Source organism: Pedobacter heparinus (genome assembly GCF_032678725.1).
GTDB lineage: Bacteria > Bacteroidota > Bacteroidia > Sphingobacteriales > Sphingobacteriaceae > Pedobacter > Pedobacter heparinus_A.
The window spans coordinates 374,080-392,139 of the sequence record NZ_JAVTSC010000001.1; the positions used below are offsets into that span (position 1 = coordinate 374,080).

Here is an 18,060-nt window from a genome sequence, read left to right on the forward strand (position 1 = left end):
AAGGATGATATCCAGCTGTTTGAAAGATATTAAACTATCTATTATGAAAAAAGTAAAATTTATCTTATCAATGGCTGTGCTTGCTGGGGTTGGCTTCTCTGCATGCCAGAGCAACAGCACTAAATCTGCTGATGCCGACAGTACCGCTACAGCCGCAGACGCTTTGGTACGGGATTCGTCAGCTAATATGAACGAAATCAGGCCGCTGGGGCCTGCGCCGGATTGGGCCCCGGGCATTAAGCCGCAGATGCAGGCAGTAATGGAAAAACTGGCGAGCTATAAGGATAAGCCGATACCGGAACTTTCGGCACAAGAAGCACGTAAGAACCATACACCAACTGATGCAGTGATGGACCTGATGAAAGAGAACAACATTCCTATGCCGGTAATGGCCGTAGACACGATTGGCAAAGAAATACCTGTTCCCGGTGGAAATATCCACCTCAGGATTTATACACCTAAAAATGTAACAGGTCCGAGCCCCATCATCGTTTACTATCATGGCGGTGGCTTCGTGATTGCTGGTATTGATGTTTATGACGGATCTTCTAAAAGTTTAGCTGACCAGACGGGTGCCATTGTCGTTTCTGTGGCGTATCGTCTTGCACCGGAGCATAAATTTCCGGTAGCCCATAATGATGCCTTTGCAGCTTACCAGTGGGTTCTTAAAAATGCAGCGGCTTTACATGGAGATCCTAAACGTGTAGCAGTTGCCGGAGAAAGCGCTGGTGGAAATCTTGCTGTGAACACAGCTATCAAAGCCAGAGACAGTAAGGTGATGTTACCAACAGCTATACTTGCCGTTTATCCTGTTGCGGGTGCGGATATGAATACACCATCCTACCAAAAAAATGCTGGGGCTAAACCGCTTGATAAGCCAATGATGGGCTGGTTTGTGAAAAATTATCTTAATAATATGGAAGAAGCTAAAGATCCGCGCATCAACCTTGTTGCCGCTAATCTTAAAGGTCTTCCGCCTACAACAGTTATAACGGCTGAGATCGATCCTTTACAAAGTGACGGAATGATGCTCGCTGATAAATTAAAGGGGGCAGGAGTGAAGGTTGACAGCAAAAATTATGATGGTGTTACTCATGAGTTTTTCGGAATGGGAGCTGTTGTACCAGAGGCAAAAGCTGCAATGGAGTATGCTGCTGTTCAGCTTAAAACTGCGCTTAAATAAGTTTAATAATATAAACAGCAGTTGTTCTATAACAACTGCTGTTTATATTCATATCCAATTGTATAAAAGTTTTCTAACTAATACTGGGCTAACCTGGCAGCTTTTTAAAAATATTCTCTACTACCTTAGGTAATTCATTGATGGCCTTTTCAGGGTTGTTGACTTCTCCTTCGGCCCAGCCTCTCCAGATGACCTTTGAAGTTTTTCGGTCTATCAGGTCGAGCATGATGCTGCCTTCCTTTATCTGTGTTTTTCTGGTCTCGGTACCTACGTAAACCGGTAATGGGTTGTAATAGGAATAGTAACGGTAAGCACGTCCCCTGTAATAAGCTATTCGCGGACTCAGCCTTGCGGGTGGATTGTAATAAACCGGGTCATTGTAGTGTTTTGTTTCGTTATTGACTACAGCAGTGTACCGCACTAAAATATCAGGTTTTTTATTATTCAGTTCCAGCCCCCTGTTTTCGAGTTCCCGGCTGGTTGATTCGATAATTCTGTCGGTAGCGACGTCGTTATCATAAATCTTAGAGGCTTTGGACTTGCCTTCCGGAATCCATGCATAGGTCTTGTACTGGGAGCCCATCGACTTGTTACTTACCGCGTAATAGTTGTAAGAGGAGCAGGCAGACAGCGTTGCTGTCAATACCAGCAGTGTTAAAATTTGCTTTTTCATTTTTCTGTTTATTTGTGTGAGGTAGAAAAATTGCCATGTATCCTTTTTGTTTAATTTACGAAAAGAAATCCTAAACAGATTAACTGGGGTTTCAGAATTACAAACTGATGACGGTGGAAAATGCTTCAGGAAAAGGGGTGTAGTTATCGGGGAATGATAAAACAAAACCCGGCTGGTGGGCCGGGTTTTAGGAATATAGTTGATTATTTTAATCCTGCTTTGATCTTGTTGATCATATCCAGGTGCATTTTCACTATAGGTGCTGTCTTGGAAGCAAATCCCTTTAGTTCAGGATCTTTTCCGCTGCCGGCTTCACTGGTCATGAGGTCAAGGGTTTTCTGGTGTCCATCTACCATAGCATCCACATAGGCCTTGTCAAAGTCGGTCCCTGAATTTGATTTCAGCTCTTCGAATTTTTTGCTGTGTTCATCATCAAGGGCAGTTGGCAAAGTGATGCTTTTTATGCCGGCGATATCCTTTAGCTCCTCGTTAGCCATGCCGTGGTCTTTGACCATCATAGCAGCGAATTCTTTTACCTGGGCATTGCTGCTTTTTTCCTGGGCAAGTTTTCCGAATTCAACCTCAGCCATTCCTCCAACTGCGGCTTTATTCGCAAAATCGATGTCGCTTTGTTCAACGCTCATACCGCTGTTATCAGCCATTCCCATCGTGTCAGTTGCCATAGCAGAGGTGTCTGATGTGTCGGCTGAATTGTTTGAGCTGTTCCCGCAACCCTGGAATGCCAGTGTGGTCGCAGATACGGCCAGCGCTAAAATTAATTTTTTCATAGTGCTAAGTTTTTGTTTGGCATGATAACCATTGTGTAAGCTAATTGTTTCATGAGATTAAGATGATACGCTATCTCTTAATACTTTAATTTGATCATGTGAGTTTCTTAAATCTGCTTTTTGCTCAGAGATCATACTTCTGAGGTTTGTTGACAGGCCTTCGGTTTCCAAAGCCGTTTTATATGCTTTCTGAGCGGCATCTTCTCCAAACTCGCAATTATTCAAAGCTGTTTCACGGTCATGTCCTGTAAATACTGCTTTTACATCCATCCAGGCCCGGTATATTTTGCCAGATGTAGTGGTGCCTGATTCTGCAGAAGCACCAAGTACCTGAACTTCCTGGGTAAGCGCTGATTCATGCTGGCCGCTTTGTCTGATCATCTCTGAGAATAATGATCTGAGGTCGCTATCGTTATCGGATAATTCTGACAGTGCTTTTTGATAGCCTGCTACCCTGTCGTTGTTGATTTGAATCAGATCGTTTAAAATTTCTGTGTTTACTGTGCTGTTTTCCATTTTTATAAGTTTTGATGTGCCAGTGTAACATTCGGATACTGGAAAGGTTTTTATTAAAAAACAAAATTATAGGTTACTGCTAACCATCTATAACAATATTCAATTCGTATGTCGGTCTTCGCACCTGCCAGGAATCCTAAATTCTGGCAAGAATACCCAGAGAAGGAATCAGGAGCGGAAGAGGAGGGTTCTGAATGGGAAGATGACATCAAACCGTGTTCATTAATCAATAGTCACAGCTAAAAAGCATCCATTTTTTGGATGCTTTTTAGCTGTGACTGCTGTCAGATCTTTTTTACTTTAGCGGCGTTAAGGCCTTTCTTTCCTTCTTCCACTTCATAGCTTACCCGGTCATTTTCTCTAACAGGTGTGCTTAAGGCACTTGCGTGTACAAAAATTTCGGGTTCGCCATTGCTGGGGACGATAAAGCCAAATCCTTTTGACTCATTAAAAAATTTTACTGTTCCTTCTGGCATGTGATTTTGATTAATAAAAAATAATGTTCCGGAATCCCTGGTTTTCTCCATTTGCCCAGGGATGACAACAGTCTGATTTACATTTTGTTTATGAAAATTTAAATAAAATTAAACTGACAAAATCTTAAATAATAATGTGGTGGAAGCGAATCGCGAAGGTTTTATGCAGTTAATAAAGTTTAAAAAGATATAATTCCATTGTTCGAAAAATAATATTGATCTTTAAAAATGATCTCTTTTTTTCATAAAAAAATAAAAGTGACCGATGTGGAATGGCTGGGTGTTGATATGCATTCTCATTTATTGCCGGGTATTGATGATGGAGTAAAAGATATAGGGCAATCTATAGCTTTTATAAAAGAACTCAAAGAACTTGGATTTACTGAGCTGATATGTACGCCTCATATTTTTTCAGAAATTTACCCGAATACGCCTGAAACCATAACTGATGCCTTAACTCAAGTTAAAACTGCTTTAACGGGTATTGATTTAAATGTTGAAATAAATACAGCTGCAGAGTATATGATTGATGAAACATTTCAAGCTTGCGAAGACCTATTGTGCTTGCCTGGGAAACACATCCTTGTTGAAATGTCGTATGCCTATGAAATGCCCAAAATGGAGACAATAATTTTTGATTTACAACTTAAAGGATATCAGGTAATCCTGGCACATCCGGAGCGTTATAATTTTTACCATAAACAGCTTGACAAATACAGTAGATTAAAAGACATAGGTGTGCTGTTCCAATTAAATTTGTTGTCAGTAAACGGATATTATGGAAAAGATATCAAATGGGCATCAAATTATCTTTTGGAGAAAGGGTTCTATGATATGGCGGCTACAGATCTTCATCACGAAGGTCATTTGAATACGCTTAAATCAATAGTCTCTAACGGAAGCCTCTATAAAATAATTGGTCGTTATCCATTCAAAAACAAGGAACTTTTTAGTTCAAAAAAAATAAAAAAATAATTAATACAACTTAAAGTTGTATTAATTGACAAATTTATTTGGGTATAATTTTTCCCTTCATTTTTTCTTATTAGGTAAGTTAACTGTATAACTTTAATATGGAGTACTACTTTTTAGGGTTGTTTTGGTGGCTTATTCCTTAAAGTTTAGTAAAAGTTTAAATTACTTCTTTTTATGTAAATAATATTGACTGGGGTGTTTTTTTCCAAAGTTTAGCTAGTGGGTAATTGTTTTCTCAAATACAGCTTTCGGCAAGAAATCAATCGGCATGCCAATTTAATTTTAGATTTGTAATCACCTATATATCAATAATATCCAAAACTTTAATTGAATAATTTACGTAAATTAGAGTACATCCCTTCCAACATATTAAGTCAACGAGCGTAGCCCAAATTTTAAGGTTAAAACTTATTTATTAAATCATCTACCAATGAAAAACATGAAGGGTTTAAAAAGGAGTGGGATTGACTATGATCTCTATACCGGTTCTTTAAGTGATTTACCGTTTGTTCAGAAAACAGTAATCAATACAATAAATCAATATTCCTATTGTATTGCAGAAAAAGACGATAAATTTAAGCAGGCCCTCCGGGAGTCTGAAGTTTTATTGCCGGATGGCGAGGGTATAGTTTTTGCGGAAAGATTTCTGACAGGGAAAAAAATCAGGAAAATATCCGGAACCGATTTACACTTGCATTTACTTTCTGATTTAAATGAAAGAAATGGCAGGTGCTTTTACCTTGGATCCTCCACAAGTACCCTTCAAAAGATCAGGCAGCGACTGTACGAAGAGTATCCTGGTATCGAAATGGGATTCTTTTCTCCTCCATTTAAACCAAATTTCAATGATGAGGACAACAAGGAGATGATTGAGGCTATCAATTCATTTAACCCTGATGTTTTATTCATTGGTCTCACTGCTCCTAAACAAGAAAAATGGGCCAACGAACATAAAAAAAGAATTAATGCAAAAATAATATGCGCTGTAGGCGCAGTATTTGATTTTTATGCCGGAACGGTAAAACGCCCTGGTCAGCTTTGGATTGACCTTCGTTTGGAATGGCTTGGCAGATTTATTCATGAACCCAGCAGGATGTGGCGCCGCTATTTTTATTATGGGCCCATTTATCTGGGCCATATTATAAAAAAGAAACTTAATGTTCAGAATGGGGGAGGGAATGCGTTATGAGTAATAAATATACAAATGTATACAGGATTTTTTTCTTGTTGTCCGATCTGATCGTGCTAAATCTGGTGTTTATCTTATTGTTGTCAAGAATAGATATTGGTTCTGATGCAGAAATAAAAACTTTTATTGTGCTCAACTTAGTTAGTAATATCTTTTGGTTGATGAGCTCGTATTTAACAGCGGCTTACATCATATATAAAGATGTTAATTTAAAGATATTATCAAAACGAACAGCGATTTCACTGGTCATGTTTTGTTTCGCCCTGGTTTCTTTTAGTTTATTGGCAAATTATCACCTGGACCAATTCTTTGCAATATGCATAGTGGTAGGGTTTGGGATTTTTTTGTTAATCAGTCGGTTGATGCTTATTTCTTATGTGTTGTATACCCGCACAAATCGAAAATTCTATAATAATGTAGTGATAATAGGATTTAATGAGACATCCCGCTCCTTAACCAGGTTATTTTATTCGAGTCAAAGTAACTTGCGGTTTCGGGGATACTTTGATGATATAGATGAGGATAGTTTGAAACAGGCTTATCCGATATTAGGGAATGTTGGAAATTGTCTGGATTATGCCATCGATCATCATATTTCAGAAATTTACTGCACGCTTTCTCCGGAAAGCTCTGCTGATCTTTACAGAATAGCAGAAGAAGCAGAAAAACATTTCATCCGGTTTAGATTTGTGCCGGACCTGAGTAAATTTATTGGCAGGAAAGTACATGTTGATTTTATTGATAATATGCCCATTCTATCTTTGCGGTCAGAGCCGATGGAATATAGAACAGCGCAAATAAAAAAACGGCTCTTTGATATCATTATGAGCAGCATGATCCTTTTATTTCTTCTTTCCTGGTTATTGCCTATTTTAGCTATTCTTATAAAGTTTGATTCTAAGGGACCTGTCTTTTTTTCACAAAAAAGGACAGGTAGAAACAATAGAGAATTTTCTTGTTTAAAGCTGCGCAGTCTGAAGCCCGTTAATAACGCAAATGAAGCTACGGCTCAGGTTACCCAAAATGATAACCGTTTAACAAGAGTCGGGCGTTTTTTGCGCAAAACAAACCTCGATGAACTGCCTCAGTTTTTCAATGTGTTAATGGGAGAAATGTCAATAGTAGGCGCACGGCCTCATATGCTTAAACACACCATAGATTTTGCAAATTTGGAAGAGGCGTATATGATTCGTCATTTGTCTAAACCCGGGGTTACGGGTTGGGCACAGATTAATGGATTCAGGGGTGAGATCAAAAAAATTACTCAACTAAAAAAGCGGATCGAGTACGATATCTGGTATATTGAGAACTGGAATTTATTACTAGACATAAAGATTATATTCCTTACTATATACGTTACTATAAAGGGAGATGAGAATGCTTATTAATTGCAGCTGCATAGATTTTTAAAAGCTGCTTGATGTTAGCTTCAGGCGTATAGTGTTTTGTATAGGTATCCAGCGCATTTTGACGGTAAGTTTCCTTCTCATGCGAATGCAGCTGGCTGAAGTGCAAAAGTTTGCTTGTCATGTCTTTGCTGTTTCCCGCTTCAAACCGGAGGCCGTTTACCTCATTTTTTATCATGTCCTTCATGTTGCCAAGATCCGAAGAGATAACCGGAACCCCTTTTGAAAAGGCTTCAATAATTACCATCCCAAATGTTTCATACCATACAGAAGGAAAAATCAATGCAATCGTTTCATCTAACAGTTCATCAACAACAGGTTTCTGTTGTTGGCCAAGAAAGGTAATATTTGCGTATTGGCTGGCATAATCCCGCACTGAAGATTCCAAAGGCCCTGTACCAACAATCTTTAGGGGTAATTTGCTTTCTGCAAATGCATCCAGTAATATAAGAACGCCCTTTTCTACAGTCAGTCTTCCTACATAAAGGTAATGTGTCCGGATTGTATTTACTCTTGAAAATGCGGCAGGATAACAAAAATTGGGCTTAACCACCATACGTTCAGCGTAGTTCCCTAATCTTGACTTTTCCAGTATAGATTTGGAATGCTTTCCCAGTAGAATAAATTTGTCTACAGCTTTCCATGTTCTTAACTGGTGATGGATATATATTGACAACGAAAGCCATAAGGTGATCAGGTGAGAATTCTTATAAACTCTTTTTTTTACAGCGGCCCAGGGGAAGGAACTTTGAAGGGAATTCAGAAATAGCTTGTTATTGTTATATAAACTGCCTGAAGGGCATACCATGCGATAATTATGCAGGGTCATGACCAGTGGCAGGTTAGCGTTTCTTACTGCGTAGATTACCGACGCAGACCCACTAAAATGGAGGTTGTGGACGTGAACCACATCTGGCCTGAAAGTATCGATCCGCTCCTTTGTTGCCAGGTACGCACCATAATTAAAAGGAAGCTGAAGCAATTTCAGGAAGGTTTTTCCGGCATTGTTAAAAGTAAGTAAGGATACGTCGATACCTTCGGCCCTTAACAATGCCATTTCATTACTGACAACACTATCCTCACCACCGCCCTGTTTATAAAACGTATGAATAATCAATACTTTCATTATCCTGCTTTTTTGACCTTGTTCGTAAATTTCAGGAACTCATTGATGAGCTTGCGCACAACTAATGATTTTAGTCCATATGGTTTTTTTATTTGTGCCTGCAGGTCTGAAACCAAATAGTTTGGAGGGCAGAATTTAAAACTCCGTTTTATGCCCTTGTCTAAAGGCGTGACCAGGTAGTTGATCCCATAAGTATTTGTAGACTCTTCATCAAAACCAATATTGCTTACTTTTGAAAGTGCCGGATAGATTACTTTCAAGCGGTTTTCGGCTACGTGCGCCTGCATTTGTATGTCCCAGGTTGAGATAGTTCCTGAGATTTGCTTTTTAAGCATCCTGACAAGATCATAACCTTCTGCATTCAGTCTCTTTTTAAATCCGGGAGAAGTATCCATCAGCTCCTTCAGGTCATGGTTATCCCATATGATATTTTTAAAACGGTCGGCCCAGCCCGCCCATCCATAAGAACAAAACCTCTTATAAACTATCGTATCATAAGGATATTGTTTACAGTTAATTGGGAACACATAGGCAGTGACACAAAAAACAGATTGGTCCTTTCTGTAAAATTCAAGCCCATCTAATAGATATTTCAGGTAATTGGGAGATACGATCAGGTCATCTTCTACAATAATGAATTCATCATAGTGATTGCTTAGGAAGGTAAGTCCGTCGCGGAAATTTGGACCTGTACTAAAATTATGGTCACGGTAATGCTTGATTACGTTTTTAAATCCTGTAATGGAATCGATATAGGCCCGTACCTCTAAGATAGCCTCCTTGTCAGCTTCCTTTTTATAGCCGTCGCTAAAAAAAACAATATCCATTGATCCACATTCAGGGTTTTTTAAAAGTGCATCAATGCAGGCTTTTAATTTGCTGGCCCTGTTGTAACAAAATACCCCTATAATAACTGATCTTTCCATGCTGTTTTACAATGCTGATTATCTTTTAAATTTGTCCCACAATACCGGGAACAAGGTTTTTATCCAAAGCTTGACAAATGCTTCGGGCACATGCAAGGGGAAATGCAGTTTAATAAACCCTAAATACTCATGATAAGCCAATCCTTTGGGACTCTTTAAATACCTGATCCGATCTCTTAATGATGTGGTGGAAGATTTCCAGTTATTGCCGTGATCATCAATACAATTTCCTAATATGCCTGGAATTACCATGTTCTTAAATCCGGCTTTTTTTGCAGTTAAAGTGTAATCAAAGTCTGCAATACTGTGTGTATAACGATCAGATAGTATGCCAAGCTGCTGAACAATTTGTTTCGGTACCATCATGATGTTGGCATTGGCAAGGTCACATTCCATGTATTCTGTTTCACTGAACACCGGATAACTTTGAACCTTTTTCTGGTTGTATAATTTTCTGCCGCCATAAGAGATTTCGTTCCTTGTAACATCAAATGTGCTCCCTATAGTAATGGCCGTTGGTTGGTTTCTGTGACCATCATAATAATTTAAAAGTTTATCAATGGCATTGTACGCTAATAAAGTATCGTCGTTTAGGAGCAGAAAATAATCAGGATTAACCTTTAAGGCCGCTGTCCAGGAGTTCCTCATTCCACCTGCCCAAAATAAATTTCCAGTCCCCTTTAATAAATTTACCTGAGGATAGTAATTGGCAACTGTTTCAGCCGTACCGTCAGAGGAGTTGTCATCCGTCATGAAAACAACAAGCTCGGTTCCAGTGGGCAGAGATTGAAGGTAAACTCGCTGCAAACAGGATAGCGTTTGCGCCTTACGGTTAAACGTGGCTAATAAGACGGCTATTTTCATAAGGCTGCTTTAGGAATTAAACGGATCTTTTTTATTCTCTTTCTCAATGCCCTGTAATAACTCAGAATATAATATTCCATTTTCATGGAAAGGGGTAGATAAGGAATACCGAGGGTAGTTTTTACCGTATTTATAAAAATATCATGGCTGAGGTAAAAGCCGTAATCGGCGGGCTCAATGATCAATTTTGCATATAAGCGGGCCAGACCAAACGTTTTTTCGGCTGGTAAATGCCATATGGAAACCTCTGTATCCGAAGTTTCCACATTTCTGTAAAAGACAGGATTTGTCCAGATCCTTTTCAAGTAATGCGTTTTTGTACTGGATTTGAAACCATTCTTATAATACAAATAACTTAAGGTCTGTGCTTCTTCATTAAATTTGGGCAATCCTGCCTCATGTCTTCTCATCAATTCCGGCCATAATTCCTTGAAACCTTTAAAAATGAGCCTGATATTTTTTACATTTGCCAGAAAAAACTCGCCAAGATGATATCCTGGTATCTCATTTACAGATGCCCCGGATAAATCTTCATAAAGATGTTTCATATTTATCCTACTCAAACCATGAATGACAAGTTCTGTGGTACAAGCATCTTCAAATGAAATAAATCCGGCAGGTTTTGCTTCTTCAAAAAGATCAGCTACGGACTTGGTAAAAATGCAGTCTGAATCTAATATCAGGTATTGGTCTTCCTGATTGTTATTGTGTTGAATAATATATTCTAAAATGGAGAACTCATAAAACTGGTTCTGAAAAAGATTAAAATATCCTTTAGGCGTTTTATATTTAAAATCGGTATGAATTACTTCTACATTCATGTCTTTCAACATCACCTGCACACTAATTTCATCCACAATGGGCAGCAGTTTTACGTTGGTGAAAAGCAAATGTTTCTGGCTCCTGTTGAACCGCCTGCTGGTTGCGTAAAACAGCAGCACGCAGCGCCAGTAGATTTGCTGATGCTTTTTTCCGGAAGATTTTTCTCCGGTTTGCGGGTAAATACTTTCTTCTCCTACTTCATCAGCACACAACCAGGTACATATATGATCCATATTACTATTACTATTGATATTTATAATTAGTTAGCTGATAATCGTCCGTAGAGGTTTCCTGCACCTCTTTTTTCATAACTTTTTTCTCTGGTTCTCTTTCCAGATAGTATAAACATAGGCCAACATGTCCCCAGAAGATCAAGGGCAGTACATAGCTGAAAGAAAAGATCAGCCCTGCCATGGAGAACGCGATCATGACCACAGACTCCTGGCTTAGTCTTTTACTGAAAGCCTTAAAAGTTAAATATAGGAGATAAGCGTATTTTAATAGTAAACCAAAAAAACCATGATAGAAGAGCATTTCCATATAACCTTCGTGAAAATGCTGTCCGGTTTTCTCCGGCCACCAGTCTACGAGTGGATTTTTCATCTCAAAGCCTTCAAATGTCCATCCAAAAAATGGACGTTCTAAAACCATGGGAAAATAAACCTGTCGCTGATCTGCCCTGAACTTACCAGTTCCATCCTCTCTTGAGGGGTCCAGGATTTCACTAAAACGTTCAGCAAAAAATGTAAGCAGACCGGGGAAAAACTGTGATAGGATAAAGACACCAAGACCCAGTATAAAAATACTCCATAGCATGAACTTCAGTATTTTTGCTAAAGGGATCAGGTTGTTTCTGGTAGCCATAAAAATATATACCCCGAGCGCAAAAATTGCACTGGCCCATACCGAACGATGCTGGTGCAAGATGATGACGACAAAACAAAATAAGAAAGGAAGGAGGTATTTTAATTTTCCGTCCCTGATAAAACTGTGGAGGAACCAAAGCAAAGTGATGATCATCATAAAGATGGATCTGGCATGGATAATCCTGCTGTCGCCAGAAAATGGACCGTAGTCGTCCATCTGGACGCTGTCCAGACTAAATGAAAATTCCCGCCCATAGATGACCATAAACACAACATATAGGATCAGGTAAAATTTCGCGAAAAACTCCAGCAGATCGAAGTCAAGGGACCTGCAGATACATTTAATGTAAATGGTAAAAGCAATAGGGAAAAGTATGGTGAAAAGTGTAAGCTGCTGAAAGATCGTTCCGTAATCGACCATTGAGATAAATATTAGCCGGATGAGTACCAAAACCATCAGTCCAATGAAGATCTGTTCACTTTTTCGAAGATTGTTGAAGTTATACAGGATGAATCCAAAAATAACAAGACTTAAAATCTTTTCATACATTAAAAGGATGATCGAATTAGGCAATATGAGCCAGGAAAAAATATTCTCCATCAAAAGGTAAGTGAAGAATATGATAAGAATTTCCTTCACATCAAATTGATAATTGAATATTTTTAGGGTATAGTTCATCAAATCAGTTTTTTAAATCGTCTGATTACCTTCGGCACCAGATGTGTAAGTTGGATGGCATTTAACAAATTATTTAGCAAAATTACTTTAAGGCTATTTCTGTTGTCAATCCATTTTATTGGTCTTTCCCCTTTCAGATACATACTCTGGAAAATTTCCTCATTCTCTGGAATGATCGCTCTGTAGATCTCTGCTTTTTTATCAACAAGTTCTTTATTGATATAACCCAGGTGTTTTAAACGGAAATTGGTGTTCTTTTTAAGCCCTTTTATGCCTTTGATATTTGGAGAGTCGATAATGAGATCCTGGAAATATCCTGAAGGATTTTCTCTCCACATGATGCGGTCATGACCAGCGGAATAATTTAGCCTGTACCATGATCCTGCAAAATGTTCCTTGTCAGTAAAGTGAAACCGTCGGAATGCAAATTTATTGATATATCTGTTGCTCATTAACCGATTAAAATCGTTTCTGTTGAGACCAGGCTCAAAAATTTCATCAATGTCTATCCATAAACACCAATCTGGTTTACGCAAACGAACACGGTCATACAATAGGTTTTTATCGCGTCCTTCGTTATATCCTTCTGTACGAACCATATCCACCACTTTTGGATGTGCTTTTAATATTTCATAGGTTCCATCAGTAGATCCATTATCAAGCACTACAATCTCATCAGCAAGTTTTTCCATACAATCCAGCCATTCTTTTGCAAAGAACATCCCATCTTTTACGCGGAGCATAACCACCAATTTAGCCATATTCTTAATGTTGGTTTAATGAAGCTTGTTTATTAAGGTTTATTTTGAATGTTGACGATAGTACGTTACCTATTTCATTTCTTAGTGTCAGGTCCAAAAGCAACACCAATGCCGCAAAGAAAATTGTAAAGCTGAAGCCATTCAGTAAAATCCTGGTGATGTACATCTGTTCAGGAATAATGATATTAAAGAAATAACTAAGTATCCAACCGGCTAAAGTTGCAGATGGAATTATTTTAGCCCAGAGTACAAGGGAATTCCGCAGATAATTTAAATTCAAATAACCCAGTTTATACAGGCGGAAAGTGAAGAATATAAAATCAATACAGATGCTTACCGTTAACATCACTGCAAGCAGCCCTATAATTCCATAAGAACTGGTCATCACATAGAATAAAATACCGGAAACAATTCCTTTGATGATATTGATAAAACTGTTCATTTTAATGTCTCCCAGTGCATAACCCATATTTGCCATAAAATAACCGATTAAACCAAAAAAGAAATTGGCAATCAGGAGGAACACAACCTGATCTCCTGCATACTTGCCCTGCCCGGTCCAGGCAGTAATCAAACTATGATAGTTGAAACAGAAACAGAGCGCGATAAACATTGCTCCATATACATAATACTTAAATTGAGTATTGATCAGGCTTTTAATCCCTCCCTCATCGCCAGTTCCATGTGCATGTGAAATTAAAGGCATCAGTGCAACCGAATGCCTGCCAATCAGGGACTGGGTCATTTGTATCGGCCGTTTATTAATTTCAAACACTGTGATCATGGACGGCGTAATAAATCTTGCCAAAACGATCATATCCATACTGGCCGATACACCTCCTATAATTCTGGAAACAGATGTAAATGAAAAGATCTTAATGAATTTTTTAAAATGACCGGTATGAAACCTGATTGTGATCTGTTGCTTCTTTAATGCGATTTTAAGGGCAGAGAAGTTAAATACATTGATGTAGAGTGCCCTGCACAAATTAGCAAAAGCAATAGAAATAATTCCAAACCCTAAATACAACAACAGCACATTGGTAATTAGAAATAAAAAATTCCCTGTTAAGGAGCTTATGGCTACCGGACCCGAATTGTGCAGCCCCTGGTTGATTCCCGATAAACTAAATGAAACCAACGACATCCCTGTGGCAATAATTGAAATCAGTAAGGCTGTCTGTAAGCCATCGTATGCAGATACATCTTTATTAATGATATGTCCTATAAGGAAATAAAAAACAAATCCAGCCATTACTGAAATCAGCAGAATTCCGAGTGACGCCATCAGCCCTGATCCAATGGTCAGACCTGTATTTATGACTTCATTCTTTCCGCGGAGCTGGGCAATTTTTTGTTGTAAAACGTCACCAACTCCAGGATCGGCCAGGGTCATCCAGGCCAGTATATTGCCGGTAGCAAGCCACAAACCTAAAGTAGATGCATCAATCCGCTTTAAATATAAAGGCAGCAGGATTATGGAGTTTATGATATTTGTGATCACATATCCATATTGAAAAACGAAGTTCCATTTTAAAACCTTAACATTCATTATTTTTTGCTTTCCGTATCAAGTCTCTTCTGATCATAGTTTCCACCGTATACCATTCCAGAACCGTAACCGTATCCATAATTGTTTTTACCAAATCCCCTTGGTGCAACGGCATTAAATACGATTGCAGGATTAGGTAAATTGTTTAATTTGATATTCTCGTCAATCCGTTCTACGAAGGCTTTTGGCGTATAGCTATGTCTGACTACAAATAGTGTAGCATCACATAAAGGCGCAAGAATATAAGCATCGGATACTGGTCCAACTGGTGGGACATCAAGAATAATATAATCAAATTCTGCATCCAGGTAGGTCATCAACTCTTCTGCCTTACCGTTCATGATCAACTCTGCCGGATCTTCAGGAAGTGCTCCAGTCAATAAAATGGATAAATTCGCATGTTCGGCTGATGCATTGATAATATCCTGTGTATCTGCCTTGCCCTGCAGATAATCAGAGATGCCGGCAGTTTGTTTGATATTGAACTTACGGTGTATAGATGGATTATTTAAATCAAAATCCAATAAAGCCACTCTTTTTCCTGTCATTGCAAGTGTGATGGCTAAGTTTGAAGCGATAAAGCTTTTTCCTTCACCGGAAATTGCCGAGGTAACCATGATCTTTTTCCTGATCGCATTTACGCCAAGATAATGTAATGTGGTTCTTAAACTCCGGAATTGTTCTGCAATTAAGGTTCGCTGTTTGGAACCCATTACAAGGTATTTATTGGAAGCATTTGCCGTAATTTCTCCGATAACAGGCAACAAGGTAAGTTCCTCAATATCTCTTTGGAACATGATATTCCTTCTCATACCTTCCTTTAAGGATACAAAGCCGATTCCCGCGATTCCAGCACCAAATAGGGCAGCAAGATAAATCATTTTCCTTTTTGGGCTCACCGGAAATTCGGATGATTCGGCCGGGTTAACAACCTTACTGCCAGATCCGGTTGTAATGTACGACAAGGCGGTTTCTTCCTTCTTTTGCAGCAAGAATGTATAAATGCCACTTTTTATCTGCTGCTGCCTGTTGATGTCTACAAGGTTACGCTCTGTTTCTGGCATAGCCTGCAATGCAGATGAATAATTATTTGTAGTTGCCGACAAATTATTCCGGCTTGCAGTGAGGCTCTGTCTTTGATTTTGCAGATTCTGCATAATCTGGGGCTTTATTTTAGCAATCTGGTCCTTGTAGGAAACAACCATCGGATTGTTTTCTCCTGTGGTTTTTCGCAAGCTTTCTGTATTTAATTGTAATTCATAAATATCCTTAACCATTTGTGTTAATCCCGGATCACTAATGCCTACAGTAGAAGGGACTATGCCGCCGGTTAGATCTTTTGAACCCACATACTTTTCAATTTGATTTAATACTGAAAGTTGCATATTTATCTCGCCGACTTTTTGGTCATTTGTGCTCACATTCTCCAGATAGAGCTTTCCCTGGGCACCAACATCAACTGCTCCTCGGGTTGAACGATAGTTTTGTAGCTTGCTTTCAATGGCAATCAGCTCATTCTCTACAGAAGCCAGACGCTGTCCAATAAATTCCTGTGTGTTTGCCGCCAATCTGTTTTGTTCATCAATTTCAAAAGAACCGTAAACTTTAAGAATATCGTTTAATACATCTTCAGCCCTTTTCGGCTCTTCATCCAAAAACGAAACATTCAAGATGGTAGAAAGCTTATTTGCTTCCGTTACTTTGAGTTTTTCTGCAATAGCTGTTGCTGCTTTTTTTGGAGAAATCAGGGAAAAGGAAAAATCACCGTCGGGTACATTTAAAAGAACATTGTTTTTTTTGAACATTAATGTTCCGTAATCCGTTTTTACCCATTTATTCAACGGGTATTTTTTATCAGCGATGGTGATACCGCTTGGTGTATAGAAAAAGTCTATCCGTTCTTTTTCAACTATTTCCAGTGGGTTTTTTACGATGATCCTTACGGGAGAATTTTTATATAGAGATTTAGTAGTCAATTGTTTATGTGTTAAAACAGGGGCGTACAGCGCAAGGTCATACACAACTTTTTGCAAAACAGGAGCAGATATAATAACCTCCCGTTCATTATCCACCGTTTTTTTAGGATTAAAAGTTTCCATTGGTTCTGAAGATCTCATCTCATCACCACCTTTTTTTTCATTGATCAGTATACGTGCGTTGGCCTCATAAAGTGGGGCAGTAAATTGCAGGTATATCCAGGCGCCGATAATGGACACTATAAATAAGCCCAGAAAAAGAGGCCAGTAAGGTAAAAGCTTAAAAATCATATTGCCCATGGGCTCGCTCTTTGCACGTTGTTCCGAAGTTTTTCTGATCAGTTTCATGGCGCTATTTTACGATACGGTCAATGATAATGGCACCAAATGAAAGTGCACTAAGAATTATAGGTAAGAGTTGCGAAGATCTTGTTGAACCGGCTATTTTAGCCTTATTTGCTTCAACATATACAATGTCGTTGGATTTTAGATAGTAGTATTCTGAATTAAAGATTTCACTTGAGTTCAAATCTATCCGTTTGATCTTTTTAACACCATCTTCTTCCCTGATGATCATGACATTGTCTTTTTTGCCATATATGGTAATATCTCCCGCCAGGCCAAGTGCTTCCAGCAAGGATATTTTTTCGCTGGGAACGTTAACTACTGTTGGTCTGGAAACTTCCCCCAGTACACTTACCTTAAAATTGAGTTGCCTGATGATCACTATCGGATCAATTAATAACTTCTTGGTTTGCAGTTCATTTGTAATCTTGATGCGAAGTTCATTGGTCGTAAGTCCGCTGACTTTTATTTCTCCGAGAACGGGGAATTGAATGTTTCCGTCGTCATTGACAAGATAACCAGGCGATTGTAAATTTGCTCCATTTACACTGCTGCTGCTTACGTATGCATTATTTGGCTTATTAAATACCTCCGTAGCTGTGGGGTTCAGACTTGTCACAGCAATACTTAAAATATCGTTTGGACGGACCACGTTCCGGATTGGTATATTGTTTGACTTTAAAGTAGCATCCTGTTGATCATTGAAATACACCGTCTTTCGGGAATTTACGCAAGAGCCAAGCAAAAGCTGGAATAAGAGAATAAACGTTAAAAAAAGAGCAGATCTTTTTGAAGAGTTACGGGAGTCTTTATGCATTTGGTAAATTATTTAGATGTTGTGGGAAACTATAATTAAACCTGTTAGATATTTTTCAAAAATTATGCTAGTCATTCTAAAAGCCTGCTTAAATCTTTGAAATAACACCTGATTTAGATA

17 protein-coding genes are annotated in these 18,060 nt (G+C 38.6%); 4 read left to right on the forward strand and 13 right to left on the reverse strand.

All coding sequences use genetic code 11. The features are described from left to right. The first annotated feature begins 43 nt into the window (after positions 1–43). Positions 44–1,183, forward strand: a complete 1,140-nt coding sequence (locus tag R2Q85_RS01570; RefSeq protein WP_316809977.1) for an alpha/beta hydrolase — start codon at positions 44–46, stop codon at positions 1,181–1,183. Positions 1,184–1,271: 88 nt separating this feature from the next. On the opposite strand, the gene R2Q85_RS01575 is transcribed toward R2Q85_RS01570, so the two are convergent. The 4 genes from R2Q85_RS01575 to R2Q85_RS01590 form a co-directional block, all read right to left on the reverse strand. Continuing rightward, positions 1,272–1,856, reverse strand: coding sequence for a DUF4136 domain-containing protein (locus R2Q85_RS01575; RefSeq protein ID WP_316809978.1), 585 nt, complete (start codon positions 1,854–1,856; stop codon positions 1,272–1,274). Between the two features lie 203 nt (positions 1,857–2,059). Then, the gene (locus R2Q85_RS01580; protein WP_316809979.1) at positions 2,060–2,644 is read right to left on the reverse strand and encodes a DUF4142 domain-containing protein; all 585 of its coding nucleotides are present in this window, start codon (positions 2,642–2,644) and stop codon (positions 2,060–2,062) included. Positions 2,645–2,701: 57 nt separating this feature from the next. Beyond that, positions 2,702–3,160 carry a PA2169 family four-helix-bundle protein gene (locus tag R2Q85_RS01585; protein WP_316809980.1) on the reverse strand — a complete coding sequence of 153 codons (459 nt, stop codon included), beginning with the start codon at positions 3,158–3,160 and terminating at the stop codon, positions 2,702–2,704. Between the two features lie 284 nt (positions 3,161–3,444). Beyond that, complete coding sequence (locus R2Q85_RS01590) at positions 3,445–3,636, reverse strand: cold shock domain-containing protein (protein ID WP_316809981.1); 192 nt, start codon at positions 3,634–3,636, stop codon at positions 3,445–3,447. Positions 3,637–3,864: 228 nt separating this feature from the next. On the opposite strand from R2Q85_RS01590, the gene R2Q85_RS01595 reads away from it, so the two are divergent. From R2Q85_RS01595 to R2Q85_RS01605, 3 genes are all read left to right on the forward strand, one after another. Continuing rightward, a complete protein-coding gene (locus R2Q85_RS01595; RefSeq protein WP_316809982.1) occupies positions 3,865–4,611 on the forward strand; it encodes a tyrosine-protein phosphatase in 747 nt (248 codons plus the stop codon). Between the two features lie 430 nt (positions 4,612–5,041). Beyond that, positions 5,042–5,800, forward strand: a complete 759-nt coding sequence (locus tag R2Q85_RS01600; RefSeq protein WP_316809983.1) for a WecB/TagA/CpsF family glycosyltransferase — start codon at positions 5,042–5,044, stop codon at positions 5,798–5,800. Positions 5,801–5,880: 80 nt separating this feature from the next. Continuing rightward, a complete protein-coding gene (locus R2Q85_RS01605; RefSeq protein ID WP_316809984.1) occupies positions 5,881–7,188 on the forward strand; it encodes an undecaprenyl-phosphate glucose phosphotransferase in 1,308 nt (435 codons plus the stop codon). On the opposite strand, the gene R2Q85_RS01610 is transcribed toward R2Q85_RS01605, so the two are convergent. From R2Q85_RS01610 to R2Q85_RS01650, 9 genes are read right to left on the reverse strand one after another with little or no spacing between them, the layout of a single operon-like run. After that, positions 7,160–8,332, reverse strand: a complete 1,173-nt coding sequence (locus tag R2Q85_RS01610; RefSeq protein WP_316809985.1) for a glycosyltransferase family 4 protein — start codon at positions 8,330–8,332, stop codon at positions 7,160–7,162. The genes R2Q85_RS01605 and R2Q85_RS01610 overlap by 29 nt on opposite strands. Further along, a complete protein-coding gene (locus R2Q85_RS01615) occupies positions 8,332–9,258 on the reverse strand; it encodes a glycosyltransferase (RefSeq protein ID WP_316809986.1) in 927 nt (308 codons plus the stop codon). The genes R2Q85_RS01610 and R2Q85_RS01615 overlap by 1 nt, the downstream gene beginning before the upstream one ends. Positions 9,259–9,276: 18 nt before the next feature. Next, on the reverse strand, positions 9,277–10,122 hold the full coding sequence (locus R2Q85_RS01620; protein WP_316809987.1) for a glycosyltransferase family 2 protein: 846 nt from the start codon (positions 10,120–10,122) through the stop codon (positions 9,277–9,279). Further along, positions 10,119–11,177 carry a hypothetical protein gene (locus R2Q85_RS01625; RefSeq protein WP_316809988.1) on the reverse strand — a complete coding sequence of 353 codons (1,059 nt, stop codon included), beginning with the start codon at positions 11,175–11,177 and terminating at the stop codon, positions 10,119–10,121. Before R2Q85_RS01625 ends, R2Q85_RS01620 begins: the two co-directional genes overlap by 4 nt. Before the next feature lie 10 nt (positions 11,178–11,187). After that, complete coding sequence (locus R2Q85_RS01630) at positions 11,188–12,489, reverse strand: O-antigen ligase family protein (RefSeq protein ID WP_316809989.1); 1,302 nt, start codon at positions 12,487–12,489, stop codon at positions 11,188–11,190. Further along, positions 12,489–13,232 (reverse strand): glycosyltransferase family 2 protein, encoded by a 744-nt coding sequence (locus R2Q85_RS01635; RefSeq protein ID WP_316809990.1) that lies wholly within the window; start codon positions 13,230–13,232, stop codon positions 12,489–12,491. Before R2Q85_RS01635 ends, R2Q85_RS01630 begins: the two co-directional genes overlap by 1 nt. A gap of 22 nt (positions 13,233–13,254) precedes the next feature. After that, positions 13,255–14,802 (reverse strand): lipopolysaccharide biosynthesis protein, encoded by a 1,548-nt coding sequence (locus R2Q85_RS01640; RefSeq protein WP_316809991.1) that lies wholly within the window; start codon positions 14,800–14,802, stop codon positions 13,255–13,257. Then, a complete protein-coding gene (locus R2Q85_RS01645) occupies positions 14,802–17,126 on the reverse strand; it encodes a polysaccharide biosynthesis tyrosine autokinase (protein ID WP_316809992.1) in 2,325 nt (774 codons plus the stop codon). The genes R2Q85_RS01640 and R2Q85_RS01645 overlap by 1 nt, the downstream gene beginning before the upstream one ends. Positions 17,127–17,130: 4 nt before the next feature. Then, entirely contained in the window at positions 17,131–17,940 is an 810-nt protein-coding gene (locus R2Q85_RS01650; RefSeq protein WP_316809993.1) for a polysaccharide biosynthesis/export family protein, read from the reverse strand. Positions 17,941–18,060 lie beyond the last annotated feature (120 nt).